The organism is Bacillus sp. G16, assembly GCF_021282335.1.
GTDB classification, from domain to species: domain Bacteria; phylum Bacillota; class Bacilli; order Bacillales; family Bacillaceae; genus Bacillus; species Bacillus inaquosorum.
On the sequence record NZ_JAJSOZ010000006.1, the window covers coordinates 84264 to 109618 of the forward strand.

19 protein-coding genes, 1 other RNA gene and 1 pseudogene are annotated in these 25355 nt (G+C 42.5%); 5 read left to right on the forward strand and 16 right to left on the reverse strand.

What is annotated here, in order from left to right; translation table 11 throughout:
- Positions 1-217: 217 nt before the first annotated feature.
- From recQ to LWH95_RS09180, 7 genes and pseudogenes are all read right to left on the reverse strand, one after another.
- A complete protein-coding gene (gene recQ, locus LWH95_RS09155; protein ID WP_133487252.1) occupies positions 218-1993 on the reverse strand; it encodes a DNA helicase RecQ in 1776 nt (591 codons plus the stop codon).
- Between the two features lie 141 nt (positions 1994-2134).
- Positions 2135-2321: non-coding RNA, 6S RNA (gene ssrS, locus LWH95_RS09160), on the reverse strand.
- Positions 2322-2552: 231 nt separating this feature from the next.
- Positions 2553-3179: an FMN-dependent NADH-azoreductase AzoJ gene (gene azoJ / locus LWH95_RS09165; protein ID WP_060398821.1), complete on the reverse strand. Its 627-nt coding sequence runs from the start codon at positions 3177-3179 to the stop codon at positions 2553-2555.
- A 150-nt stretch (positions 3180-3329) separates the two neighbouring features.
- Positions 3330-3821 (reverse strand): TraR/DksA family transcriptional regulator, encoded by a 492-nt coding sequence (locus LWH95_RS09170; RefSeq protein WP_232919395.1) that lies wholly within the window; start codon positions 3819-3821, stop codon positions 3330-3332.
- 77 nt (positions 3822-3898) lie between these two features.
- Positions 3899-3970 (reverse strand): annotated as a pseudogene (locus tag LWH95_RS21800) (hypothetical protein); the annotation flags it as partial.
- Between the two features lie 93 nt (positions 3971-4063).
- On the reverse strand, positions 4064-4408 hold the full coding sequence (locus LWH95_RS09175; RefSeq protein ID WP_003220141.1) for a PH domain-containing protein: 345 nt from the start codon (positions 4406-4408) through the stop codon (positions 4064-4066).
- 327 nt (positions 4409-4735) lie between these two features.
- Positions 4736-4939, reverse strand: coding sequence for a DUF6501 family protein (locus LWH95_RS09180; RefSeq protein WP_003241656.1), 204 nt, complete (start codon positions 4937-4939; stop codon positions 4736-4738).
- A 229-nt stretch (positions 4940-5168) separates the two neighbouring features.
- Here LWH95_RS09180 and dhaS point away from each other — a divergent pair, with 229 nt between their 5' ends.
- The 3 genes from dhaS to LWH95_RS09195 all read left to right on the forward strand — a co-directional run bounded on the left by dhaS (position 5169) and on the right by LWH95_RS09195 (position 9490).
- Positions 5169-6656: an aldehyde dehydrogenase DhaS gene (gene dhaS, locus LWH95_RS09185; RefSeq protein ID WP_003241654.1), complete on the forward strand. Its 1488-nt coding sequence runs from the start codon at positions 5169-5171 to the stop codon at positions 6654-6656.
- 100 nt (positions 6657-6756) lie between these two features.
- The gene (locus tag LWH95_RS09190) at positions 6757-8655 is read left to right on the forward strand and encodes a terpene cyclase/mutase family protein (protein ID WP_232919396.1); all 1899 of its coding nucleotides are present in this window, start codon (positions 6757-6759) and stop codon (positions 8653-8655) included.
- The gene (locus LWH95_RS09195) at positions 8645-9490 is read left to right on the forward strand and encodes a superoxide dismutase (RefSeq protein WP_232919397.1); all 846 of its coding nucleotides are present in this window, start codon (positions 8645-8647) and stop codon (positions 9488-9490) included. The genes LWH95_RS09190 and LWH95_RS09195 overlap by 11 nt, the downstream gene beginning before the upstream one ends.
- Positions 9491-9522: 32 nt before the next feature.
- On the opposite strand, the gene LWH95_RS09200 is transcribed toward LWH95_RS09195, so the two are convergent.
- Complete coding sequence (locus LWH95_RS09200; protein WP_088110760.1) at positions 9523-10860, reverse strand: sodium-dependent transporter; 1338 nt, start codon at positions 10858-10860, stop codon at positions 9523-9525.
- Positions 10861-11090: 230 nt separating this feature from the next.
- On the opposite strand from LWH95_RS09200, the gene LWH95_RS09205 reads away from it, so the two are divergent.
- Positions 11091-12056 (forward strand): bile acid:sodium symporter family transporter, encoded by a 966-nt coding sequence (locus LWH95_RS09205; RefSeq protein ID WP_232919398.1) that lies wholly within the window; start codon positions 11091-11093, stop codon positions 12054-12056.
- A 50-nt stretch (positions 12057-12106) separates the two neighbouring features.
- On the opposite strand, the gene odhB is transcribed toward LWH95_RS09205, so the two are convergent.
- From odhB to cdaS, 8 genes are all read right to left on the reverse strand, one after another.
- Positions 12107-13363 (reverse strand): 2-oxoglutarate dehydrogenase complex dihydrolipoyllysine-residue succinyltransferase, encoded by a 1257-nt coding sequence (gene odhB, locus LWH95_RS09210; protein ID WP_019258654.1) that lies wholly within the window; start codon positions 13361-13363, stop codon positions 12107-12109.
- A 15-nt stretch (positions 13364-13378) separates the two neighbouring features.
- The gene (gene sucA, locus LWH95_RS09215; RefSeq protein WP_225516869.1) at positions 13379-16213 is read right to left on the reverse strand and encodes a 2-oxoglutarate dehydrogenase E1 component; all 2835 of its coding nucleotides are present in this window, start codon (positions 16211-16213) and stop codon (positions 13379-13381) included.
- 228 nt (positions 16214-16441) lie between these two features.
- The gene (locus LWH95_RS09220; RefSeq protein WP_148983124.1) at positions 16442-18358 is read right to left on the reverse strand and encodes a vWA domain-containing protein; all 1917 of its coding nucleotides are present in this window, start codon (positions 18356-18358) and stop codon (positions 16442-16444) included.
- Positions 18359-18368: 10 nt separating this feature from the next.
- Positions 18369-19259, reverse strand: a complete 891-nt coding sequence (locus LWH95_RS09225; protein WP_003241639.1) for an AAA family ATPase — start codon at positions 19257-19259, stop codon at positions 18369-18371.
- An 87-nt stretch (positions 19260-19346) separates the two neighbouring features.
- Positions 19347-19934: a superoxide dismutase family protein gene (locus LWH95_RS09230; protein ID WP_019258658.1), complete on the reverse strand. Its 588-nt coding sequence runs from the start codon at positions 19932-19934 to the stop codon at positions 19347-19349.
- A gap of 93 nt (positions 19935-20027) precedes the next feature.
- Entirely contained in the window at positions 20028-21263 is a 1236-nt protein-coding gene (cwlS, locus tag LWH95_RS09235) for a D-gamma-glutamyl-meso-diaminopimelic acid endopeptidase CwlS (RefSeq protein ID WP_133487236.1), read from the reverse strand.
- A gap of 382 nt (positions 21264-21645) precedes the next feature.
- On the reverse strand, positions 21646-22863 hold the full coding sequence (locus tag LWH95_RS09240; protein ID WP_232919399.1) for a macrolide family glycosyltransferase: 1218 nt from the start codon (positions 22861-22863) through the stop codon (positions 21646-21648).
- A gap of 235 nt (positions 22864-23098) precedes the next feature.
- On the reverse strand, positions 23099-23713 hold the full coding sequence (cdaS, locus tag LWH95_RS09245) for a cyclic di-AMP synthase CdaS (protein ID WP_133487234.1): 615 nt from the start codon (positions 23711-23713) through the stop codon (positions 23099-23101).
- Between the two features lie 275 nt (positions 23714-23988).
- Between cdaS and LWH95_RS09250 the strand changes: the two genes are divergently transcribed.
- Positions 23989-25347: an MATE family efflux transporter gene (locus tag LWH95_RS09250; RefSeq protein ID WP_003241628.1), complete on the forward strand. Its 1359-nt coding sequence runs from the start codon at positions 23989-23991 to the stop codon at positions 25345-25347.
- Positions 25348-25355 lie beyond the last annotated feature (8 nt).

Sequence of the window (25355 nt, forward strand, 5' to 3'; positions counted from 1 at the left end):
GGCGGCTAACAGGTGATATCGTAACACACGTAAATGTCAAATCAATAACAAAAAGATATGATTTAGATTACAGTTCCTTTACATGAAGGATTTCTCTGTGTTGGAAAGACTTGCTGAACCCTTGATATAATAGGCTTCGCAAGTCTTTTTGATTTGAACCAAAAAAGAGAAAATAAAATGTGTTTTTTATAGAAAAAAAGGTTGATTTTCTGTTTTTTTAGTCTGTCATCCCTGCATAAGCTTGTATTTCTTGTAAAAAAAGCCGGCCGTATTTTGCTCTTTTTTGTTCTCCGACGCCTTTTATAGACAAAAGTTCCTCATCATTTACTGGCTGTTTGCCTGACATTTCTTTTAACGTTTGGTCAGAAAAAACGACAAAAGGCGGAACCCCCTGCTCTGCCGCAATTTCTTTGCGAACCATGCGCAATCGTTCAAACAGCTCGTCATTTTCAGTAATCGCAACCGCTTTTAATGCTTCTTTTCTCGTTACTGATAATTCTCCTTTCAGCACATTCCTTCCTTTACTGCTGACAAAAAGAGTCGGAAATGTTCCGTCTGACATCCTGATGAAATCGTCAGAAATAAGAAATTCAATAAAATCACTGATTTCCCCTACTGATTGGTGTTTTAATATCCCGTATGTTGAGAGGCCGGAAAAGCCGTTTTCAAGAACTTTTTTATTTTTAGAGCCGGCGAGCACCTGGGCAACCATCGTCTTGCCAAACCGTTCTTTCATGCGAATGATACAAGATAAGACCATTTGCGCCTCCCGTGTGACATCATGGGCCGCCCTTGTATCAGTGCAGTTTCCGCACTGTCCGCACGTATCAGGCTCCTTTTCTCCGAAATACATAAGGATAAAACGCTGCAGACAATCTTCCGTGTGACAATAGTCGACCATTTGTCTCAGCTTTTTTAAATCCTGCTTTTGTTTCTCTTCATGTTCTGATTGTTCAATTAAAAAACGCTGCACCATAATATCCTGCGGTGAAAACAGGAGAACACATTCGCTGTCAAGACCGTCCCGCCCAGCTCGTCCAGCCTCTTGATAGTAGCTTTCCATATCTTTCGGAATTTGTGCATGCAGAACAAATCTGATATTTGATTTATCAATGCCCATTCCAAAAGCAGACGTTGCCACCATCACTTGCAGCTCGTCATTAAGAAACCTTTCCTGCTGCTCTTTTCTGACATCATCAGCCAAGCCTCCGTGATACCGGCCTGCACTGATCTGATTTCGTTTCAATCTCTCATAAATCCGATCAGCTTCTTTTCTGGTCGCTGTATAGACAATGCCAGCTTCATGTTTGTTCTTTTGCACATATTCATCAATAAAACGATCCTTATTTTCTCCTTTTGCTACTTTAAAGGTTAAATTATCACGGGAAAATCCGGTATATACCGTGTTTTCTGTTTGAATATGCAGTTGTTTGCAAATATCCTCATGAACCTCGGGTGTTGCTGTTGCTGTTAATGCCATGATGACAGGTTTGTCATGTAATTCTCGGAACAAAATTTCAATATTTCTGTAGCTGGGCCTAAAATCGTGGCCCCATTGAGAAATACAGTGCGCCTCGTCTATTGCGACCAAAGGAACATCAATGCCCTGCAAAATCCGAATAAACTCCGTAGACGTTAATCGCTCCGGTGTAATGTAAAAAAGCTTATAAGCCCCTTCTTTGAGCCCGTTCAGCCTCTCATATATTTCCTGATTGGATTGTGTGCTGTTAATGTAGGCGGCGTTAATCCCCGCTTCTTCCAACGCATCTACCTGATCCTTCATCAAGGAAATCAAAGGCGAAATGACGATCGTTGTCCCTTCAAACATCAGTGCCGGGATTTGATAGCAAATCGATTTGCCTCCTCCCGTCGGCATAATGCAGACCGTGTTTTGCCTTTCTTCCGTCACCGAGCGGATCGCTTCCTCCTGGCCGATGCGGAGCTTTTCATAACCGAAATAATGGGCCAGAAGGGATTGGGCTCTATGTAACATAACGTGTAAACCTCGCTTTTCCTTGAATTTCTCCCATCATATCATAAAAAAGCGGCCTTCATTTCTTTCACACAGAAATTGAATTTTCACTATACCTACCTTTTTTAGATAAAATAAAAAGCCATTTCCAAAAAGGAAATGGCTTTCGCTACGTCTTGCCGTATGCAAGTAAGAAAGTTTTAAACCACCACTCCTCAAAGTGGGTGTTTGCAGAAACGTTCCTGTCGTCCTCTGCAATGGAGGCATGACATTCCGGCTTCGATATAAAACTCCCTATTACAGCTTAAAGGTTAAAACTTAATTAACAATACGCACAAAGTAGCTTCTTTTATATAGTACACCATCAGACGTTTTTTATCAAGGGGCCAAAACAATTGTTTAGAAAAACTTTTTCTCAGCCATTAAAACTGTTATTTCGCCATTATATTCGATCATTCGACAATCAAAAATATATCACAATAGAAAAAAACAGCCATTATAGCGAAAAGAATTTATCACTTTCTTCTATATAATATGTATACAAAAAACTCCTATCGCATGGATAGGAGTTTTGACTTGATTAGAATTTTGCAGCAAGATCTTTTGCTTCTTGTAAACCTTTTTCAACGATTTCTTGCGCTTGATCAGGTGCTGCGTTATGTCCTTCGATGACAACTGTGTGCAAGTCTTGAACACCCCAGAAACCAAGAACAGTTTTCATGAAGTTTAATGACATTTCAAGTGAAGCCATTGGTCCTTCAGAGTAGATGCCGCCGCGCGCGTTAAGAAGCGCAACTTTTTTGCCGCCCATTAAACCAACCGGTCCTTCTTGTGTGTATTTGAAAGTAACGCCTGCGCGAGACAGGTAATCAACATAAGTATGAAGCACTGCTGGCACTGTGAAGTTCCAAAGCGGGAATGCGAAAACAACTTTGTCAGCTTTTACAAACTGATTCAGATATTTGTCAGCAATTGCAGCTTGTTTTTTCTCTTCTTCTGTCATTTCCATTCCTTGGCCAGCTTTAAATGTTCCGTTAATCATATCTCTTCCAAGGTAAGGAAGGTTTTCTTTATGAAGATCTAATTCAATCACTTCATCATTAGGGTTGTTTTCTTTATAAGCAGCTAAGAAAGCTTCGTAAAGTTTAGTTGAAACGCCTTCTTCAGCTGTACGGTCGCTTGATTTTACAAATAATACTGTAGACATTTGTATTCCTCCCGGTAAACTTTTTATATTTACTTACAAATAGTATGTTACTTTCTTTTTTACTCGAAGTCAATCACTTTATTTTGAATATGAGATTTTTTTTCAAAAAAAAGCAAGTACACCTAATATCGGTGTACTTGCTTATCATTTTTACTTTGAATCTTGTTCACGATCCAAAATCTCATACGTCTGTGAGCTTTTTTGATCAACTGTTTCTTTATTGGATAAATCCTTTACCTGTTCATGAAACTCTCTTTCAAATGACGGAGCATCTGTCTCTAATTCATCCTCCATATCAGCTTGAGCTTCAACTGTCATTCTTGCATAAGGAACAGCTTCGAGCCTTTCGTAGGGAATGTCTTGGCCAGTTTTTTCACACACTCCGTAAGTTCCGTCTTTCATCTTTTGTAATGCATGGTTGACCTCCTCTAACAGCTCCCGGTCTATTTCTTTCACCGTTTGGTCTGTCATCCGGTCTGTGACGAGCGTTCCGTGATCTGCCATGTGGTTGTCAACCCCATTTGAAAGCTCCCCCACTTCTTCCGTCATTGATTCTGTTTCCTTTTTCTCGCCAGACAATTCTTTTTGCATATCGAGCAATTTATGGTAGAGATGCTGTGTTTGTTCTTCTGTCAGTGACATGTGTATCCTCTCCTTTCTATCCTGTTTCCCATTTCGCCCTCTGTCAAACATGGGAACTTTGATGGAAAGTTGAGATACTGTCTTTTTGAACGGATTGTAACCGCCGGCGATGATGGTGTGGGATTTCTTTGGCACTTTTTGTCCTTCTTAGTGTCGAGTAAACAGGACAGAACAAGTACGCATTACTCTGGATTTATATAAAAAAAGCCTAACCATTTTTGAACGGCTGGCTCGTCAAATATTCAGCTGCACAAATGCTTTGTCAGCACCGCTTGAACTTCGCTTAAATCGGTGTCTTTTGCAAATTCTAATTCAAAGGTTTTACTTCTTGTCATCAGTAAAAGCCCAGTGTCTGGATCAAACATGCCCGCTTCTTGGATCGCAAAGCTTTCAATTGTTTTATATGGAAGAAATACACGAACCTTCTTTTTAGAAAACATTTTATTGTCAAAGAAAATGATCCGTTTATTTGTAAAGCAAATTTGGTCAACCCGGAGCTTATAAATCGATTCTATTCTTTCCCCTTCAACGAGCAAAGCTTCAAGCTTCTTTGCGTCCGTTGATCTGCTAACAGAAAAAATACCCAATGAAGAACCCCTCTTTCTGCGTTTATCTATTTGTTTTATCATTCATTACATAAAAATAAGTCCTTTATCCCTATATAAGAATACGACATAGAAGACATTTAAACCATTACGAACAGATTACATTTTTCAAATTTTTGATTTGTTTTTCGTCTTTTAAGCTGTTGTCATCAAGTAATACGCACGTATAGAGAAAAAAGTTTCAATATTCAGCAATATTTTTTAAAAAGGTTTTAAAGTTTTCATTGATTTTGTTTTATTTTTCCTGTTTTAACCATAAAAAACCGCAGCTGAGCTGCGGTTTTTTATATCCTCGGCTTTATTCAGGCATTAAACCTCTTCGAAGTATTCTTTATAATAGCCGCCGACTTTATTCGTATTGTCGATCACAAATAGAAACTCCTCTGTTTCATTTTTCACTTCATATTCTTTTCCCGGAGTTAAAACGCGGTTCACGATATATTTTTTTGCGTTTGTCTGCACACATTTTACCTTTTTGATTGTTTCTTTTTCAAGCCAATTGTTATGAATCATGATGAAATCTCCTTTACTTATCTATAAGCTTATTGTAGCTTTTTTCTTTTGTAAATTGCAATATCGGTTATTCATTGATTTTGCCTTGTTTTCTATTATAGAATGTTTGTATACGCTTACTCTTACTGTAAATAACACAGCTTATTTCTGCTATTCAATCAAGGAATTAATGTGCTATCACCAAGAATCTCAAAACAGACCATAAAAATTGACTGGAGGTTTGTTACGGATGAGTTCTTTAACGATGCAAGTGACGAAAAGGCTGGAGACATTTTTACAGGGAACAAAGAAGCTTTATATTGATGGAAAGTTTGTTCCGAGTGCCTCAGGGGCAACCTTTGATACTCCCAACCCGGCAACCGGCGAAACCTTGATGACGCTGTATGAAGCCCAGGCTGCGGATGTGGACAAAGCGGTTAAAGCTGCCCGGAAAGCCTTTGACCAAGGCGAATGGAGAACAATGTCTCCAGCTTCGAGAAGCAGACTGATGTATAAGCTGGCAGACTTAATGGAAGAGCATAAAACTGAGCTCGCTCAGCTTGAAACGCTCGATAACGGTAAACCGATAAATGAAACGACTAATGGAGATATTCCGCTGGCTATTGAGCATATGCGCTATTACGCCGGCTGGTGCACAAAAATAACAGGACAGACGATCCCAGTTTCCGGCGCCTATTTTAATTATACGCGCCATGAGCCTGTCGGCGTCGTCGGCCAGATCATTCCATGGAATTTCCCGCTCCTGATGGCGATGTGGAAAATGGGTGCGGCTCTTGCAACAGGCTGTACAATCGTGCTCAAACCCGCTGAACAAACGCCGCTTTCAGCTCTTTATTTAGCTGAATTAATTGACCAAGCCGGTTTCCCTGACGGTGTAATCAATATCATTCCGGGATTCGGTGAAGATGCGGGAGAAGCGCTGACAAACCACGAAGCGGTTGATAAAATTGCCTTTACCGGTTCCACTGAAATCGGAAAGAAAATCATGTCCACCGCTGCGAAAAGCATTAAGCGTGTTACACTGGAGCTGGGCGGAAAATCACCTAATATTCTTCTGCCGGATGCGAATTTGAAAAAAGCGATCCCAGGCGCTTTAAACGGTGTGATGTTTAACCAAGGCCAAGTCTGCTGTGCGGGCTCGCGCGTTTTCATTCATAAAGACCAATACGATGAAGTTGTTAATGAGATGGTATCCTATGCTGAATCACTTCGCCAAGGAGCGGGCCTTCATAAAGATACACAAATCGGGCCTCTCGTGAGCAAGGAACAGCACGAACGCGTTCTTTCCTATATTCAAAAAGGAAAAGATGAAGGAGCAAAAGCAGTGACTGGCGGAAGCTGTCCTTTTGAAGAAGGGTATTTTGTCGCACCGACTGTGTTTGCGAATGTTGAAGACGAGATGACCATCGCAAAAGAAGAAATTTTCGGACCGGTGCTGACTGCCATTCCGTACGAAACAGTCGATGAAGTCATTGAACGAGCAAATCATTCAGAATATGGACTCGCGGCCGGTCTATGGACAGAGAACGTCAAGCAGGCCCACTATATCGCGGACCGTCTTCAAGCGGGAACCATCTGGGTGAACTGCTATAATGTGTTTGACGCGGCGTCTCCGTTCGGCGGTTATAAACAGTCGGGACTCGGAAGAGAAATGGGATCCTATGCCTTAGATAACTACACAGAAGTCAAAAGTGTATGGATTAATCTCGAAGACTAACATGCATGTCAAAAAAACTGCTGCCTGCCAGCAGTTTTTTTCTTTCTGTAATGGCGGTAAATGACGCTGAATATATATGCTTCTGAAGGAGTTGAGCGTGATGGGCACACTTCAGGAGAAAGTGAGGCGTTATCAAAAGAAAACCATTGCAGAGTTAAGAGACAGGCAAAACGCTGACGGTTCGTGGACATTTTGCTTTGAAGGACCAATCATGACAAATTCCTTTTTTATTTTGCTCCTCACCTCACTTGATGATGGGGAGAATGAAAAAAAACTGATATCAGCGCTGACAGCGGGCATTCGCGAAAAACAGCAGTCCGACGGCACATTTATCAATTATCCCGATGAAACGAGTGGAAATATAACGGCTACCGTCCAAGGATATGTCGGGATGCTGGCTTCAGGATGTTTTCACAGATCTGACCCGCACATGAGAAAGGCTGAACAATTTATCATTTCACATGGCGGCCTGAAACATGTTCATTTCATGACAAAATGGATGCTTGCCGCGAACGGGCTGTACCCTTGGCCTGTTTTGTATTTACCATTATCACTCATGGCGCTCCCCCCAACATTACCGGTTCATTTCTATCAGTTCAGCGCATATGCCCGAATTCATTTTGCTCCTATGGCAGTAACACTCAATCAGCGATTTGTTCTTAAAAACCGCAATATTCCATCTCTTCATCATCTCGATCCGCACATGACAAAAAACCCTTTCACTTGGCTTCGATCCGATGCTTTTGAAGAAAGAGATCTCACGTCTATATTGTCACATTGGAAACGCATTTTTCATGCACCGTTTGCTTTTCAGCAGCTGGGCTTACAGACAGCTAAAACGTATATGCTGGACCGGATTGAAAAAGACGGAACATTATACAGCTATGCGAGCGCAACCATATTTATGGTTTACAGCCTTCTATCACTTGGCGTGTCGCGCCACTCTTCTATCATTAGGAGGGCAATTAAAGGCATCAAATCGCTAGTGACAGAGTGCAGCCGGATTCCTTATCTTGAAAACTCTACTTCAACTGTTTGGGATACTGCTTTGATCAGCTATGCCCTTCAAAAAAACGGCGTGACTGAAACAGACAGCTCTATTACAAAAGCATCCGCCTTTTTGCTAGAACGACAGCATACCAAAATAGCAGATTGGTCTGTCAAAAACCCGGACGTACCTCCCGGCGGCTGGGGATTTTCAAACATCAATACAAATAACCCTGACTGTGACGACACTGCAGCCGTATTAAAAGCGATACCCCGCAGTTATTCTCCTTCAGCTTGGGAGCGAGGATTGTCTTGGCTTTTATCAATGCAAAACAATGACGGCGGATTTTCTGCTTTTGAAAAAAATGTGAACCATCCTCTGATCCGCCTTCTCCCGCTTGAATCCGCCGAGGACGCGGCAGTTGACCCTTCAACCGCCGACCTCACCGGACGTGTGTTGCACTTTTTAGGCGAGAAAGCCGGTTTTACAGAGAAACATCAACATATTCAGCGCGCTGTGAACTGGCTTTTCGAACATCAAGAACAAAATGGGTCTTGGTACGGGAGATGGGGGGTTTGCTACATTTACGGCACATGGGCTGCTCTAACAGGTTTGCATGCCTGCGGGGTTAACCGAAAGCACCCTGCTATACAAAAAGCCCTGTGCTGGCTCAAGTCCATACAGCTTGATGACGGCAGCTGGGGAGAATCCTGCAAAAGCGCCGAAATCAAAACGTACGTATCGCTGCATAGAGGAACCATTGTACAAACGTCCTGGGCTTTAGACGCTTTGCTCACTTACGAAAATCCCGAACACCCATCTATTGTGAAAGGTATGCAATACCTTACTGACAGCAGTTCTCATGGCGCCGATAGTCTGGCCTATCCAGCAGGAATCGGATTGCCAAAGCAATTTTATATCCGCTATCACAGCTATCCATATGTATTCTCTTTGCTGGCTGTCGGGAAGTATTTGAATGCTATTGAAAAGGAGACAGCAAATGAAACGTGAATCTTATCAAACGGAGATGTTCAATTGGTGTGAAACCCTGAAGGATCAGATTCAAAAACGAGGACAGCTTGATCAGTTTGAAGATCAAATCGACAAGATGATTGAAGCACTAGAAGATGATCAAACAACAGAAGAAGATTGGTATAATCAGGCTGCTGCCCTTTATCGGGATATTACAGAATCAGAGGATACAAGTGAAAGACGCGCTTATGTCCCTATAGGGAAACATGTGCTGCCAAAGCTTCCGTACAAATATTCCGCCTTAGAGCCTTATATTTCACGCGAGATTATGGTCCTTCATCATACGAAGCATCATCAAAGCTATGTTGACGGTCTGAACAAAGCAGAATTAGAGCTTAAGAAAGCGAGAGCATCAAAGAATTTTGATTTGGTCATTCATTGGGAAAGAGAGCTTGCATTCCATGGAGCAGGCCATTATTTGCACAGTATTTTCTGGTTTTCAATGCATCCAAACGGAAAAAGGCGTCCTACGGGCACATTGTTCCAAATGATTGATCTTTCATTTGGAAGCTATTCCGCTTTTAAAGAACATTTCACGCAAGCCGCTAAAAAAGTAGAAGGTGTCGGCTGGGCCATTTTGGTCTGGGCACCTCGATCGGGACGGTTGGAGATCTTAACGGCAGAAAAGCACCAGCATTTCAGCCAATGGGATGTGATCCCTCTTTTACCGCTTGACGTATGGGAACATGCCTACTATTTGCAATATAAAAATGACCGGGCGAGCTACGTTGATCATTGGTGGAATGTCGTGGATTGGCGCGAGGCAGAAAAACGTTTTGAGCAAGCAAAAGAAATTGTTTGGAAACTCTATTAAAAAAAGCCCCCTTATCCCGGGGGCTTCTTGTTTTAAAAAATGCCTAACACATGTAAAAATACGATGATGATGGCAACAGGTGAAAGATAACGAATGAGCAGGAGCCAAACCGCAAACCACTTTCGTTTGAGGCTGGAACCGCTTTTCAGCTCGTCGAACAAATCCTGTTTCGGTATTTTTAACGGAACAAAAATAGAAATCAATAACGCGCCTAACGGCATTAAAATATTGCTTACAAGATAGTCTGCCGCATCAAAAATGGACAAGTGAAATATAGAGACGTCACTTAAGACACCGTATGATAATGCAGATGGCACTCCGACAATAAAAATAGCAATTCCGCCTAACCAAGCGAATCGTTTTCTTTTATTGACATCGCCTTTTGAAAGCACCGCGACCAAAATTTCCAGCATTGAAAAAGCGGATGTTAGTGCCGCAAATAAAAATAGAAGTAAAAATGCTAATAAAAAGATAATTCCGAACGGCATTTGATTAAATACAGTCGGCAGCACGTTAAATAACAGGACCGGCCCTTGGTCTGGTTTGAGGCCGAATGAAAAGACAGCTGGAAAAATCGCAATTCCGGCCATTACAGCAACAAGCACGTTCAATACAGTTACAGATACAGCGGATTGCACCAGATTTTCCTGTTTCTCTAAATAAGAGCTATACGTTACCATGACAGATACACCAACACTTAGTAAGAAAAAGGATTGTCCCATCGCATATAAAATCGTATTGGCATCAATTGCGGTTAAATCAGGCATCAGGAAAAACTTAAGACCTTCCATTGCGCCATCAAGTGTAATGGAACGCACCATTAATATGACAAATAATATAAAAAGCGCCGGCATTAATACTTGGCTTGCTTTTTCAATTCCACTGCTTACCCCTTTTGCAACAACTAAAATTGTCACCACCATAAAGAGCAGCTGGCCTCCTACAGCCAAATAAGGATTTGAAATCGTACTTGCAAATATCGTATCAAAACCAGATGTTTGCGATAAACCGCCAGTGAAGCCTTTGATAATATAAACTAAAATCCACCCGCCAACGACACTGTAGAAAGATAAGAGAATAAAGCACGTCGCCATGCCTAAATAACCGATCCAATGCCACTTCGTTCCTGGAGCAAGTGTTTTATAGGACTGAACGGCATCTTTCTGTGTTTTTCTGCCTATGATAAATTCACCTAACAATAAAGGCAGTCCGATTAAAACCGTAAATAAAATAAAAATAAGTAAAAATGCGCCTCCTCCGCTGGTGCCTGCTACATATGGAAATTTCCATATCGCGCCAAGCCCGATAGCTGATCCTGCCGCGGCTAAAATAAAGCCGAGCTTCGAAGACCATTGATTCGCTTCCTTCACCCTATCACTCCTATTTTATCTAACCATTATAAAGATTCATTGTAAGAATATCTTCCTATATAGTCAAGAACATTTTGATTAGTTTACATAATATATCTACTGTCATCTATTTAAAGCCAATCCGTCTATTGATATTGAATTATTCAGAAAATTAATTATAATAAGAGAATGTTTAAAATTTTGTGAGAATTTCTGCTGAAGTTCTTGATAAATGTGTAAGGAGTGTTTTTATGGACATCATTAGAAAAATAAGTCATTTCGCGGGACAAACCTTCGGCATATGGGTCATTGTTTTTGCCGTGCTGGGATTTTCTTTCCCGTCTTTATTTACGTGGATCAGTTCTTATATTACGGTTTTTCTTGGCATTATCATGTTTGGGATGGGACTTACACTGCAAGCCGATGATTTCAAAGAGCTGCTCAGAAAGCCTTGGCACGTCATTATTGGAGTGATTGCACAGTATACCATCATGCCGCTCGTTGCTTTTGGATTGGCATTTGGACTGCATCTGCCAGCTGAAATTGCAGTGGGTGTTATCCTTGTGGGTTGCTGTCCTGGGGGAACTGCATCTAATGTCATGACATTTTTAGCAAAAGGAAATACGGCCCTTTCTGTTGCTGTTACAACAATATCTACCTTGTTGGCACCTGTTGTAACCCCGGTTTTGATTATGCTGTTTGCAAAGGAATGGCTTCCAGTCTCGCCGGGGTCTTTGTTTATTTCAATCTTACAGGCTGTTTTATTTCCGATCATTGCAGGCCTGATCGTCAAAATGTTTTTCAGAAAACAAGTCGCAAAAGCCGTACATGCTCTTCCGCTTGTTTCTGTCATTGGCATTGTTGCAATTGTCTCAGCTGTCGTCAGCGGCAACCGGGAAAATCTGCTTCAATCAGGGTTGCTCATTTTTTCTGTTGTCATCCTGCATAACGGTATCGGTTATTTGCTTGGATTTCTTTGCGCAAAGCTTTTAAAAATGGATTATCCGTCTCAAAAAGCGATTGCAATCGAAGTCGGTATGCAAAATTCAGGACTTGGGGCGGCACTAGCCACAGCTCATTTCTCACCGCTATCTGCCGTACCAAGCGCGATATTCAGTGTGTGGCATAACCTTTCAGGTTCCATGCTTGCAACATATTGGTCAAAAAAAGCGAAAAAGAAACAAACAGCATCAACCAGCAATAATCTATCTCTTTAAATCGGCATACAAAAAAGGTACATCACTTTATCGTGATGTACCTTTTTTTATTAGCCCTCTAATAAAAGCTGTTCAGGATCTTCCAGTAAATTTTTGATTGTCACTAGGAAACCAACCGCTTCTTTACCGTCTACAATCCGGTGATCATAAGATAAAGCGATATACATCATCGGACGGTTTTCGAAGCGCTCTTCATCAATTGCCACAGGGCGCAGCTGAATCTTATGCATGCCCAGTATACCGACTTGAGGGCTGTTTAAAATCGGAGTCGACATCAGTGAACCGAAAGTCCCTCCGTTTGTAATGGTGAAGGAGCCCCCCTGTAGCTCACTAAGGGTTAATTTATTGTTTCTTGCTTTTTTCGCAAGCTCGCCAATTTCTTTTTCGATTCCTGCAAATGTCAGGCGATCCGCATCCCGTACAACCGGAACGACAAGGCCTTCATCAGCCGCAACAGCGATCCCAATATCGTAGAATTTCTTAACGATCAGCTCATCGCCTTGAATTTCCGCATTCAGCAGCGGATATTTTTTCAACGCAGCTACGACCGCTTTCGTAAAGAAAGACATGAAGCCGAGCTTCACTTCGTTTTGCTCAAAGAATTGATCTTTGCGGCGTTTTCTGAGATTCATGACAGCCGTCATGTCTACTTCATTAAATGTAGTCAGCATCGCCGATGTTTGCTGTACCTCTACAAGGCGTTTTGCAATCGTTTGTCTGCGGCGTGACATTTTTTGCACTTCAACAGGTTTCTCAAAGCTTTGCTGTGCTTTTTGAGCCTGAGGCTGCTGCTGTTTTTGCTGAGGAGCCGGTTTTGACGCTGGTTTTTCGTACGCTTCGACATCATGCTTGCGCACTCTTCCTAACGGATCTCCCGTTGGAACCTGAGACAAGTCAATTCCTTTCTCTCTTGCCAGCTTACGGGCTGAAGGAGAAGCGATCGTTCTTGATTTTGCTTCGGCTTGCGTTTCCTCGCTCACCTCTTGTCCCGCTGGTTCAGCTTGCTTCTCTTCTTTCTCGCTATCTTTGCTTTCAGCTTTCTCTGAAGGTGCAGGGGCAGAACTTTCACCCGCGCCTTCTGAAATAGTACCGATAATTTCTCCGACTTGGACGGTATCACCCGAATCTTTCAATACCTCTTGAAGTACACCCGATTCTTCTGCTGTCAATTCAACATTTACTTTGTCCGTTTCTAGTTCAAGCAGATATTCACCCTGTTCTACATAATCACCAGGCTGCTTTAACCATTGGGCTATTGTTCCTTCTGAGATTGATTCTGCTAATTCAGGTACCTTAATTTCCGCCATTTTTTCATTTCCCCCTTAGTTTTTGCGAGTCAAGCTATCAGATACAATACGTTCCTGTTCTTTTTTATGAACTGTCGGATCTCCCTCTGCAGGGCTGGATCGTCTTCTTCGTCCAATATATTGAACACTTACTCCCTGTGGTGCAATTTCTGTCAAATACGGGCTGATATAGCTCCAAGCCCCCATGTTCTGCGGCTCTTCCTGCACCCAAACGATTTCTTGCAGGTTCGGAAGTTTTGCAAATAATTCTTTGACTCCTTTTGCCGGGAATGGATACAGCTGTTCAATTCTCGCAATGTGAAGCCACTCTTTACCGTCTTCTAATTTATTGAAATGATCACTGATGTCTATGGACACTTTACCGCTGGATAATACAAGTCTGGTTACTTTTTCATAGTCATGAGAAAGTCCGGACTGTTCGTAAACAGGCTGGAAGCGGCTTTCGCTGAGCTCCTGCACTTCCGAAACCGTATTCGGATTACGAAGAAGGCTCTTCGGCGTCATAATGACGAGCGGTCTGATCTCTTCACGAAGCAGCATTTTCGCCTGTCTTCTTAAAATATGGAAATACTGTGCAGCGCTTGTCAGGTTGGCAACCGTCCAGTTGTTCTCCGCGGCAAGCTGCAGGAACCGCTCGATTCTTCCGCTTGAGTGCTCAGGCCCCTGTCCCTCGTAACCGTGCGGAAGCAGCATAACTAATCCAGATTTTTGGCCCCATTTCGCACGTCCGGCAGAAATGAATTGGTCAAAATACACTTGAGCAGCGTTGGCAAAATCTCCGTACTGCGCTTCCCACATGACAAGCGTTTCCGGTGAATGCACGTTATAGCCGTATTCAAAGCCGAGAACCGATCCTTCAGACAGCGGGCTGTTATGAACAGCAAACGATGTGCCACAGTCAGATAAGTGATGAAGCGGCACAAATTCTTCACCCGTCTCACTGTCATGAAGCACAAGGTTTCTTTGGGCGAACGTTCCGCGCTCGGAATCCTGTCCTGTTAAACGAATCGGTGTTCCGTCTTTCAAAATAGAAGCAAACGCAAGTGATTCAGCCAAAGACCATTCCACTTTTCTGTCATCATCGAACGCCTTTGCGCGTCTTTCTAAAATGCGCTTTAGCTTGCCGAAAACGTTAAATGACTCCGGCCAGTTGACCAATTCGCCATTCAGCTTGCGGAGCACATCAAAATCAATGGATGTGTCCACATCAGGGAAACCGTTTGAAACAGGCTCTGGAAGTTCAATTTCACAGGCAGTATGTTCCTTTTTAGCAGGCACTTTCTGATAAGCATCCTCAATGCGCTTCGTTACCGATTTTTCGATGTTTTGAACAACTTCCTCGGTAAGAACGCCTTCATTTACGAGCTTTTCGGCGAAAATTTGTTTGACGGTCGGATGCTTTCTGACAGCATCATACAGCATCGGCTGAGTGGTTGACGGCTCATCCATTTCGTTGTGCCCGTAGCGTCTGTACCCGATCAAGTCAATTAGAAAGTCCTTGTTGAATGTTTTTCGGTATTCGACCGCAAACTTAACAGCTGAAAGACAGGCTTCAGGATCGTCTGCATTTACGTGAACAATCGGAATTTCATAGCCCTTCGCCAGGTCACTGGCATAGTTTGTCGATCTTGATTCAGCGCTTTCTGTTGTGAATCCGATCATGTTATTGGCAATAATATGAATCGCACCGCCTACTTGATACCCTTTTAAAGAGCTTAAATTCAATGTTTCAGCAACAATTCCTTCCCCAGGGAATGCAGCGTCTCCATGAATTAAAATGGCAAGCGATTTTGTTTCATCCTGCACCGGGTATCCGCTTTGTGTTCTTGTTTCTTGTGCCGCTCTTGTACTGCCTTCAACAATTGGATTGATAAATTCCAAGTGGCTCGGGTTGTTTGCTAACGTAATGCGTGCTGATTTTGTTTCAGCGTCTTGAAGCTCCCGATTTGCCCCCAGATGGTATTTCACATCCCCTGTCCATCCGTAGCTGATTCCGATTGATCCCTCAGACGGGACAAGGTCTTTGTTCGGCGCATGCTGAAATTCAGAGAAAATAATTTCATACGGTTTGCCGAGCACGTGTGCCAATACATTCAGGCGCCCCCTGTGCGCCATTCCGATGTTGACACTGGTCGTACCTGATTTGACAGATTGTGCAATAATGTCATCCAGCACTGGTACAAGCGCGTCCAATCCCTCAATGGAAAAGCGCTTCTGTCCGACGAATGTGCGGTGCAAAAACTGCTCGAAGCCCTCTACTTCTGTCAGTCTCTCCAGCACAGCCGACAGTTTTTCAGCTGAGTTCTTCTGGAACAGCTCGCCAGATTCAATCTTTCTCGTCAGCCACTCACGCTCTTTGAAGTCATGCACATGGTCAAATTCAAATGAGATCGTTCTTTTATAGGTATTTCGTAAATACTGAATGGCTTCTAAACCGTTCGTAATGTTTTTAGGAGCGTCTTTACAAATCACTGACGCAGGTATTGCTTTTATTTCCTCTTCTGTTAGCCCGTAATCGGATAATGGAAAGAGTTCGCTCTTTTTCCCATCCTTTCTGAGCGGATTGACGGAAGCGTTTAAATGGCCATAGGTTCGGATATCTTCTGCAAGTCTGACTGCGGATGCGATCTTTTGAATCAGATCGGCTGTAACACGTCCCTTTTCTTTTGTTCCCGAGGCCTCTTTTATATCGCTTGGCGGAGCACCGAGCTCGTCGAACATGTCCTTTAGATCCGGATCAATGCTGTTCGGATCCTGGGTATACTGATCGTAAAGCTCCAGCGCATAGCCGAGGTTCGGACCGTAAAAATCTTCCCAATTCATTCGTTGTTTCATACTATTTTGAAACATTTGAATATTACCCCCAACTTAGATAATCAAGTGAATGATTCACTATCTTAAAATAACTTTCGAACGCTGTGTCCAAAATTATGTAATAAAAACGCTTCCAACGATATTTTACCACTGTTTGCAATTTGATTCTACCTTGATTGTTCACAAAATAGTAAAAAACCTTTATAAAAAACAAAAAATTTAATCATTTGAAAAAAGAAACGCCAAAAAGCATAGGATAAAGGGCTATCCTATGCTTTTATGAAGCAGTTTTTTCAGCAGCGGATACAGAACATCCGGGAGCTGATCGACATCCGGGACAAATATACTGAATTTTCCGTACATATCCTGAATGGTCTTCATTTGCGATTCTTCTATTTCTGAGTTGGAGAGAAAAACATTTATCACTTCTATTCCTCTTTTTCGGGCTTCAATAACCGCTTCACTTGTATCGACAATCCCGTTTTGTTCATAGCCAAATGCAGCCGGCTCTCCATCTGAGAATACAATTAAGAACTTTTGCGCCTCGCTGCGCAGCAGCATTTTTTTCGTCATCTGCCGGATCGCATAGCCGTCACGGTTATCTTCCTCAGGCTCGAGCTGCATAATGGCAGGCCCAGCATCTTGTCTTAATGACGATTGGAAAGGAATAACCGTATTGAAATAGTTTGGCTGGCTTGTTTCGGTTGCATCGTTTGTGTCCTCCCAGAAGCCGACAATCTGATGCGGAACCGCTACCGATTTCAACGCTTCGTGAAACAACACGATTCCCCGTTTTGTTTCGTCCATTTTGTCGAACATGCTGGCTGAACAGTCGACCAGCAATGTAAAAACTGCGTCAATTTCTGAAGACGGTTCTTGCTTTTTGTAGAATAGACGCGGATTTCGCTCAGTGAAGTAGCGCAGAAGCTTATTGTTCAGCCGTCCGGCATGAAGATCTGTTCTCGGCAATGTTTTTTTATGCTCCAGCGTTTTTTGAATCATTTGTTTTAAACGCTTTTGATACGACTCAATCGTTTTTGCCTGCTGTTTATAGGAAAGCTCCTCTTCACTGGTTGCCGGCTGAGGTTCTTTGTAAATCGGAAATGCGTATTTATTTTCTTTGCCGTCAGCCATACCCGCTCCGTTCGGCTGGTCTTTTTGGGACTCCAGCGCTTCCAGCTTGGAATAGTCTTTCCGTTTTGTTTGTCTGGCTGATCCTTGGACAGAACCGAGGGCTTGATCTCCATCGTCGCCTTCCCTTGAAGCGTCTTTTCCTAAATCTGATTTTGCGCCGTGTTCAATATCGAATTGAAGGAAGCTTTTAGCCGGTGCTTCTGTTTCCCGGTGCCACGTCGGCATTTCTTCTTCATGAATATCCTCATCACCGTCTGATTTTTTCGGAAGCGTGATGTCATCACTCAGCTTAGGCGCTTTTTTCTCTTCTTCAAATAACGGCTGTTCCGCAGCTTTTGCGTAATCAAGCTCAGGTAAAAAGAAGTAGGTGTTCAGCATATCCTTATCGAGCACCTCTTCAAGCCCGTCCATGAGGTCTTCAACAATTTTCAGAATCTGCCGTGTCGAATCTGCTTCATACACGCGAAGGAGCTGCTGCTCAATAAACGGGCGCATCAGATCAATATCTTCACGCATAGACGGAAGGGTCACGAGCGGCGATTCCGTTGTTAGCTTGACATAGATCGCACAAAAGAGGGCATCCGTAAAAATGCTTCGTTCTAAATTTAAGGTCAGCTGGGTAGAGAAGTGTTTTCTGTACATGTCTTTTCGCTTCGCAAATACATGTTTCGTACCCGGACGCTCGTGTTTGATGCATTCTTCAATTCTGATGTCCTCAAGCAGCATAAACAGCTGCTTGGCAAAGCTTTTGAACGTAAGATGCCGATGGATATCATCCAAAAAGTTCGCAAACTCTTGCAGCGAGCTATATCTCGTTCCGACCGAACGCAGGTAGACGTCGCTTTTCAGACCCGCCTCCATGTCCTCGGCTGCTCTGTCTTTCCAAAAGTGGCTCATATAGATTTTCTTTTCAAATGGATTGTAATAGGACTGAACGCCATACTCCACTTCTACCGCTTCACTCTTGGTAAGTGTTTTGGCCAAATCAGTCAGCATCATAAATAAAAACGAATCAATTGTGCTGTCGTTAAATTTGATAAATTTCATCGCAGCTCCCTCATTCAAACAGAGTTTCTGCAATATTTCGAACGGCCGCCTTTTCCCGGTCATCATCAAGCTTCTCTACAATTCCCCGTTCGATGGCACGACGCGGCGGAATATAAGCGGCTAAATCACATGTATCGATTAAAGCTCTGATGGATGCCGCTTCTTCAGACACCTGTCCGTTATTAGCCTGAACAATCAAGTCAGAGGAAAGCGTGATAAACCGATCAATCAATTTCTCATCTTGCAGAGCTGACTGAGACATAAGCACTTGTTTCAGCAGCTCGCCTTTAATATAAGGCACATCGATGATGACAAAACGGTTTTTCAATGCTTCATTCAGCGGAACAGTTCCAACATAGCCTTCATTGATGGCTGCAATGACTCCGAATCCGCCTTTAGCCCGAATGACCTCACCTGTAAACGGATTTGTCATCATTTTTCTGTAATCTAATACACCGTTTAAAATGGGCAGTGTTTCCGGCTTTGCCATATTGATTTCATCTATATAAAGAAAATGGCCTTCCTTCATGGCTTTTGTGACAGGCCCTGAAACAAACTCGATCGTCGCCTGGCCAGATTGATTTTCAATTGTTTTATAGCCGACCAAGGCTTCTGCATCCAAGTCAACTGAACAGTTGACACTGTGCATCGGTTTATGAAAATAGCTGGACAATGTTTCTGCCAGCTTTGTTTTTCCTGAGCCTGTAGGCCCTTTCAGCAGGACATTTTTTCCCATGGCTAATGCGATAATGGCGTCGAATAAAATGGCTTCATCCTCCGCCTCATAGCCTGATGTCCCGATGAGTGACTGAAACTCTGGGGAAATTGGCTGATCTTTATATGATAAAAGCTTTTTTTGTATATCTTCCGGCAATGTTAAGTGTTGTAATTGAGTTGTCATAGACAGGTTCCCTTTCCTATTCGTATTCCATTAACGAGTATACTAAAAAAGCCCCTGTATGCTCAATACAAAAGGGCTTGGATGATATTACTGCTTCTCGTTATTGCCTGAAAGGGCTCCGCAGACGATACGCGCACCTGAATTCCCGCTTGGATTCGTCAAATAATCGTCGGCATGTTCATGAATAATAAACGCACTCCCGTCCTGGTCGAGAATATTTAGTTTACTTCCTTTTTTCAGTGAGGTGTCCGGCGCATTCATAATGACATCTACTTTTCCATCAGCACCGACTTCAAGGTTCGGCAGATCTCCGGCATGATGCCCCATCGGATTGTTGAAGCCGTGTTCTTTGTTCAGCGGATTAAAGTGACCTCCTGCTGATTCAAAATCCGGCCTGACACATGAACCTTTCTCATGAATATGAAAACCGAGTGAAGCGCCGGGGCGCAGGCTGTTTGCGGAAATATGAATGTCGAGTCCTTCGTCTTCTGATTCTTTGAGTTCTATAAAACCGACTGCTTTGCCTTCACGATTAACCAGCTGGACATGATGACCAAACGCTGACGTTTCAACCGCTTCTTTTTCCGGTATCCGCTTAGGAGGGTCAGGAGGGTTTTGTCCGCATCCCGCAGCTCCCAGTGCCGTCACCATCATCAACAGCAAGAGACGGTACATACTGTCTCCCCCTTGTTTTTTCTAACAGTGTGGTCAATCATTGTCTGATATAAACAAAAAAGCCTATAAAAAGGCTTTTTGTCATGCTCATTTTTAAAAATAGCTTCTTGCGCCCAAGTAGCGCTGTTTCCAATACGAATTGCTGAGATTGGAAATGTCTACGCCCGATGAGCTTGCATGAATAAAATCTCCGCCGCCTAGATAAATCCCCATGTGAGACGGGCCGGATTTATATGTGGTAAAGAAAACAAAATCCCCGACTGACGGCTGGCTGACTTTTTGCATGACATTCCAATACCCTGCCGTACTCAATCTTGATATCGATGATACATTATTAATGAGGTAATAAATGAAGCCGCTGCAATCAAAACCGGCAGGCGTGTTTCCTCCCCAGCGGTACGGCACTCCGACATATTTTTTCGCTTCTGTTATCATTCTGTCAATCTTCGAGCCTATTTGAATGTTTGACCCTGAGTTATCTTTTGGCTTTGTCTGATTTGAATTGTTAGACTTTGTTGTTCCCGAGATAGTCAGAACCTGTCCGATTTGCAGCACATCAGATGATAAATTGTTTTTATCACGGATGCTTTGCACAGTGACTCCGAGCTGATTCGCGATTTTCCACAGCGAATCGCCTGCTTTCACCTTGTATGTAGTTGTTTTGGAGGAATTGGAGTTTGACGGCTTCTTGGAACCGCTGTTTCCGCTCTTGGGTGAGCTGCTTCCTTTTATTTTGAGTACCTGTTTAGGATAAAGGGTATCTGATGTTAAGCCATTTAATGTTTTCAATTCAGCTACTGTCATATTTAAGCTGTTTGCGATTTTCCACAGTGAGTCACCAAGCTTAACTGTATATGTACTTTTTGAAGAGCCTGAAGAATTGGAACCGCTGTTTTTCTTTGATCCATTTGAGCCGCTTGAACTGCTTGTCCCTTTGATCTTAAGCTTTTGCCCTGGACGAATCAGGTCACTGCTCAGGCTGTTTAAGTTTTTAAGCTCAGAAACACTCATTTTATGATTTTTAGCAATCATCCATAGCGAATCACCATATGCAACAGTGTACGTTGACGTTTTGCTTGAGTTTGATGAAGATGTCGTGCTTTTTTTGCTGTTTTCAGGAATCTTAAGACTTTGTCCGACATAAAGCACCGACGATTTCAATTTGTTTTCGGATTTCAGTTTGGATATTGTCGTATCATATTGGCGGGAAAGTTTCCAAAGAGAATCACCGCTTTTTACTTTTATCGTTTTTGCTTCCGCGGGCGCTGCTGCCATCGATGACCCAACAACTGCGGAAACAGCCAAGCCGGCTACAAACTTCTTTTTCATTCGTTCAACCTCCTAAACTGTTTATTGCTCAAAAAACAGCTAGTATTTTATTTCCAAAAATGGCGCACATCAGTTTTATCGTCACTTCTTCAAAAAGTTAAATCCTTTTCAAACATTCGGCATCAATTTCAGCATCGTTCGACCTTTAAATCTTCAAATAAACACCTAACATTTTACATAACCTGCATCTATTTTTCGAAAGTCTAAAGAACTATTTAAGCGGGGGCAAAAATGATGGTTTTCTATTGATGAACGAAGCAGATTTTCCTCCTTTCTTGTCTGTTTTTCTTATCAATTCTCTATTGGCGTGTCAAATCCCTTCCTCTGCTTTCTTACGAAAATTCCAAATTGCCTGTTCTTTTGATAAGAACAGGCATTTATATTATGCGTTGGCTGATTGAGTTTTGTGTTTCACAACTTCAAGAATGCTGTCGGCCGCTTTTTTAGAACCGCCTGCCGCTTTCAGTGATTGTCCAATTTCTTTCGCCTTTTCAGCATACACAGGATTGTTCATCACTTCTTGAATCGTTTCTTTCAGAAGGCTTTCAGATAGTTGTTCTTTTTTCAGAACTTTCCCTGCGCCGATTTTTTCTACTTGATTTCCGACGGCAAATTGGTCAGCTCCCATGGGAATAACAACAAGCGGAGTTTCAAAATACAAACCTTCACTTGTGCTGTTCATTCCGCCGTGGGTCACAAATAAACTGGCCCTTTTCAGGATCTCAAGCTGAGGGACATACGGGCGTACAATGAAATTCTCCGGAATGTCGTTTAACTCATTTGCTTTGATATGCTTGCCGATGGAAAGCACAACCTTACCGTCAAAGTCTTTACAAACCTCAAGACATTGATTAAAAAACTGCTTTTGATTGTTAAAAATGGTTCCCATCGAAATAAACAGCACGTTTTCATTGTCAATCTGCTCAAATGGGAAATCATTGTTTCCGGCTCTTTCCGTAATTGAAGGACCAACAAATACATACTGATCGCCGAATTGCTCAGCCATTGGCTGAAATTCCCTTGATGTAAAGACAATCGTCAAGTCCCCCTCTGAAGAAAAAACGTCAAATGGCTTCTTGATCCCTGCCTGAAAATCAGTATTTAATGTTTCTGCAAGCTGCTTGTAAGATTCATAATGAGGCGAATCTTCAAATGATCCTCTCATGTATCCACCCATCATTTCCTTTAGAAATTCCTCATTCATCGCAAAGGTTGTACACAGTGAAAATCTCGGCAGCTTCAATAGGTTGGCAATGATTTTACCGGCCAGTAGGTGGTGATCATATATGACATAATCATACGACTCATGTTTGACTTCATCATAAATATGAGTCGCGATATCCTTACAGCCTTTCAAAAAAGCGCAGATCATTTCTGTGAAATCTCTTTCTTCATCTCCGGTTGCATTCTTTCCGAAGTAATCTTCCCGGAAATCATGATACTCACGAAACTCAATATCAAGAGCTGCAATTTTTTCTTTGTATTCCTTCACTGCGTAGTAGGTAATATGTTCTCCCCGTGATTTCAACTCCTTCATTACACCGATAGACGGATTAATATGCCCTTCACCGGGAAAACCGATCATTAATACATTAGCCATGCGGCAGCATCCTTCCTTTAAAAATTTATATAATATTTTATACGGTACTATAAATACATAATTAGGTAAAGTGTTTAACTTAATTAATATTCATTAGATATAACTTTTCTACCAGTTTATATTTCCTGCCTTCAAGACAAAAAGCATTCAGCTTGAAGTGAATGCTTTAAAAAAGATCCGAATTCAGTCATTTTGTCTCATGATAGGATTCATTATCAGGCCCTTATATTTATTTTTACGTTCTTGGCGAAATTAACGGATATAATACACCGTCTTTTGCAAACGACATCTTCCCTGTCTCCTCTGAAACAACGAGCACAAGCGCGTCCGTATACCCCGACATTCCAAGAGCCGCGCGGTGCCGGGTTCCCAGATGGATATCCACATCCTTTGTTGTCAGCGGGAGTACATTAGCTGCTGATACGAGTTTATTTTCCCTTACTAATAAAGCGCCGTCATGAAGAGGATTTCCGGGGAAAAAGATGCTCTCAATTAATGAAGCGCTGATCTCCGCATGAAGGGATGTTCCTTTTTGAATAAAATGTTCAACAGGGTCCGCTCTTTCAATCACAATTAAAGCACCATGCTTATGTTCCGATAAGGCTTTAATCGCCTTGGCCAGCTCAATAAATGCCGGCGTAAATTCCTCAATGTATGATTGCAAATAAAAGGATGATGCGATCCCCTGCATGTCCTGAAAAATATGCCCCAATTCATCTAATTCACAAAGGAGGCACTGGTCTTTTTCGTGAATCGCCTTCAAAATTAGCGATGCATCACCTAATATTTGCTCTAAGTACACTTGTATTTTCCCCTTGAATGCATTTTCTGACATCTGCTCATAACGCATAGACCTTCATCTCCTTTTCAAATTTCCAACCTTTCACGCATGCTTATCTTATTGATGCACATTCTATTGGTAAAGGAGGGATGTAAAGAATGGAAATCGAAAGAATCATTCAGTATATTTGCACCTTTTTAGGCGTGATTTCGCTTTCTTTTATTTATGCCCAAATGTTTAGAAAAACGAAACCGACAAAAAAAGAATAGGCCTGGCGTTCATTGCTTTTTATACATAAAATGTTATAATTTCTCTCGTTATGAAAAAGAAACGGAGATCAATGTATGAAAGAAACTCGAAACGCCCGGCAGAAGATCAAACAGCTTTTGCACATTTTAATTCCGATATTAATTACCCAGGCGGGGCTATCTCTTATGACTTTTTTAGATACTGTAATGTCAGGGAAAGTCAGCCCCGCTGATTTAGCCGGTGTCGCCATTGGCTCAAGTCTTTGGACCCCTGTTTATACAGGACTTGCAGGCATATTAATGGCGGTCACCCCGATTGTCGCTCAGCTTTTAGGCGCTGAAAAAAAACAGAAGATTCCCTTTACTGTTTTACAGGCTGTATACGTGGCCGCGCTTCTTAGCATCGCCGTTTTAGCGATTGGATATGCTGCAGTTGACCTTATTCTTGGCCGATTAGACCTTGAGGCTCACGTGCATCAGATTGCCAAACACTTTTTAGGGTTTTTATCGCTGGGAATTTTCCCTTTATTTGTTTACACTGTTTTGAGATCATTCATTGACTCATTAGGGAAAACGAGAGTCACAATGATGATTACACTCAGTTCTCTTCCGATCAATTTTGTATTGAATTACGTATTCATCTTTGGAAAATTCGGAATGCCTGCCCTTGGCGGCGTCGGTGCCGGGCTAGCGTCCGCGCTTACATATTGGTGTATCTGCATCATCAGTTTTTTCATTATTCATAAAGCCGCGCCATTTTCCGAATACGGGATTTTCCTTACAATGTATAAGTTCTCTTGGAAAGCGTGTAAAAATATGCTCAAAATCGGGCTGCCTATTGGGTTCGCCGTGTTTTTTGAAACGAGCATTTTCGCAGCTGTCACGCTTCTGATGAGCCATTTTGATACAGTGACCATCGCGTCCCACCAGGCGGCCATGAACTTTGCTTCGCTTTTATATATGCTGCCGCTTAGTGTGTCCATGGCTTTAACAATTGTTGTCGGTTTTGAAGCCGGTGCAGCCCGATTTAAAGATGCACGCTCATATAGCTTGATCGGCATCATGATGGCGATTGGCTTTTCTTTGTTAACTGCAGCCTGTATCCTGTCATTTAGAGCGCAAATTGCCGGCATGTACACTTCTGACCCCGATGTGCTCCTGCTGACACAGCACTTTTTAATTTATGCGCTGTTTTTTCAGCTTTCCGATGCTGTGGCTGCACCTATCCAGGGAGCGCTCAGAGGATACAAAGATGTAAACTATACGCTTGCGGCCGCATTTGTCTCTTACTGGGTCATTGGCCTTCCTGTCGGTTATGCGGTCGGTACGTTTACAAGCCTCGGCGCGTTCGGTTATTGGATCGGGTTAATTGCAGGACTCGCCGCCGGGGCAGTTGGGCTGTTTTTCAGGCTGGCTAAACTGCAAAAACGTTATTCGCAAAAACAATACAGTTAAAAGAGGTG

What these genes read in the sequence shown, in the direction of transcription:
- recQ (WP_133487252.1), bottom strand. Translation starts at nt 1,993, where the DNA reads ATGTTACATAGAGCCCAATCCCTTCTGGCCCATTATTTCGGTTATGAA.
- azoJ (WP_060398821.1), bottom strand. Translation starts at nt 3,179, where the DNA reads ATGTCTACAGTATTATTTGTAAAATCAAGCGACCGTACAGCTGAAGAA.
- LWH95_RS09170 (WP_232919395.1), bottom strand. Translation starts at nt 3,821, where the DNA reads ATGTCACTGACAGAAGAACAAACACAGCATCTCTACCATAAATTGCTC.
- LWH95_RS09180 (WP_003241656.1), bottom strand. Translation starts at nt 4,939, where the DNA reads ATGATTCATAACAATTGGCTTGAAAAAGAAACAATCAAAAAGGTAAAA.
- dhaS (WP_003241654.1), top strand. Translation starts at nt 5,169, where the DNA reads ATGAGTTCTTTAACGATGCAAGTGACGAAAAGGCTGGAGACATTTTTA.
- LWH95_RS09190 (WP_232919396.1), top strand. Translation starts at nt 6,757, where the DNA reads ATGGGCACACTTCAGGAGAAAGTGAGGCGTTATCAAAAGAAAACCATT.
- LWH95_RS09195 (WP_232919397.1), top strand. Translation starts at nt 8,645, where the DNA reads ATGAAACGTGAATCTTATCAAACGGAGATGTTCAATTGGTGTGAAACC.
- LWH95_RS09205 (WP_232919398.1), top strand. Translation starts at nt 11,091, where the DNA reads ATGGACATCATTAGAAAAATAAGTCATTTCGCGGGACAAACCTTCGGC.
- odhB (WP_019258654.1), bottom strand. Translation starts at nt 13,363, where the DNA reads ATGGCGGAAATTAAGGTACCTGAATTAGCAGAATCAATCTCAGAAGGA.
- sucA (WP_225516869.1), bottom strand. Translation starts at nt 16,213, where the DNA reads ATGTTTCAAAATAGTATGAAACAACGAATGAATTGGGAAGATTTTTAC.
- LWH95_RS09220 (WP_148983124.1), bottom strand. Translation starts at nt 18,358, where the DNA reads ATGAAATTTATCAAATTTAACGACAGCACAATTGATTCGTTTTTATTT.
- LWH95_RS09225 (WP_003241639.1), bottom strand. Translation starts at nt 19,259, where the DNA reads ATGACAACTCAATTACAACACTTAACATTGCCGGAAGATATACAAAAA.
- LWH95_RS09230 (WP_019258658.1), bottom strand. Translation starts at nt 19,934, where the DNA reads ATGTACCGTCTCTTGCTGTTGATGATGGTGACGGCACTGGGAGCTGCG.
- cwlS (WP_133487236.1), bottom strand. Translation starts at nt 21,263, where the DNA reads ATGAAAAAGAAGTTTGTAGCCGGCTTGGCTGTTTCCGCAGTTGTTGGG.
- LWH95_RS09240 (WP_232919399.1), bottom strand. Translation starts at nt 22,863, where the DNA reads ATGGCTAATGTATTAATGATCGGTTTTCCCGGTGAAGGGCATATTAAT.
- cdaS (WP_133487234.1), bottom strand. Translation starts at nt 23,713, where the DNA reads ATGCGTTATGAGCAGATGTCAGAAAATGCATTCAAGGGGAAAATACAA.
- LWH95_RS09250 (WP_003241628.1), top strand. Translation starts at nt 23,989, where the DNA reads ATGAAAGAAACTCGAAACGCCCGGCAGAAGATCAAACAGCTTTTGCAC.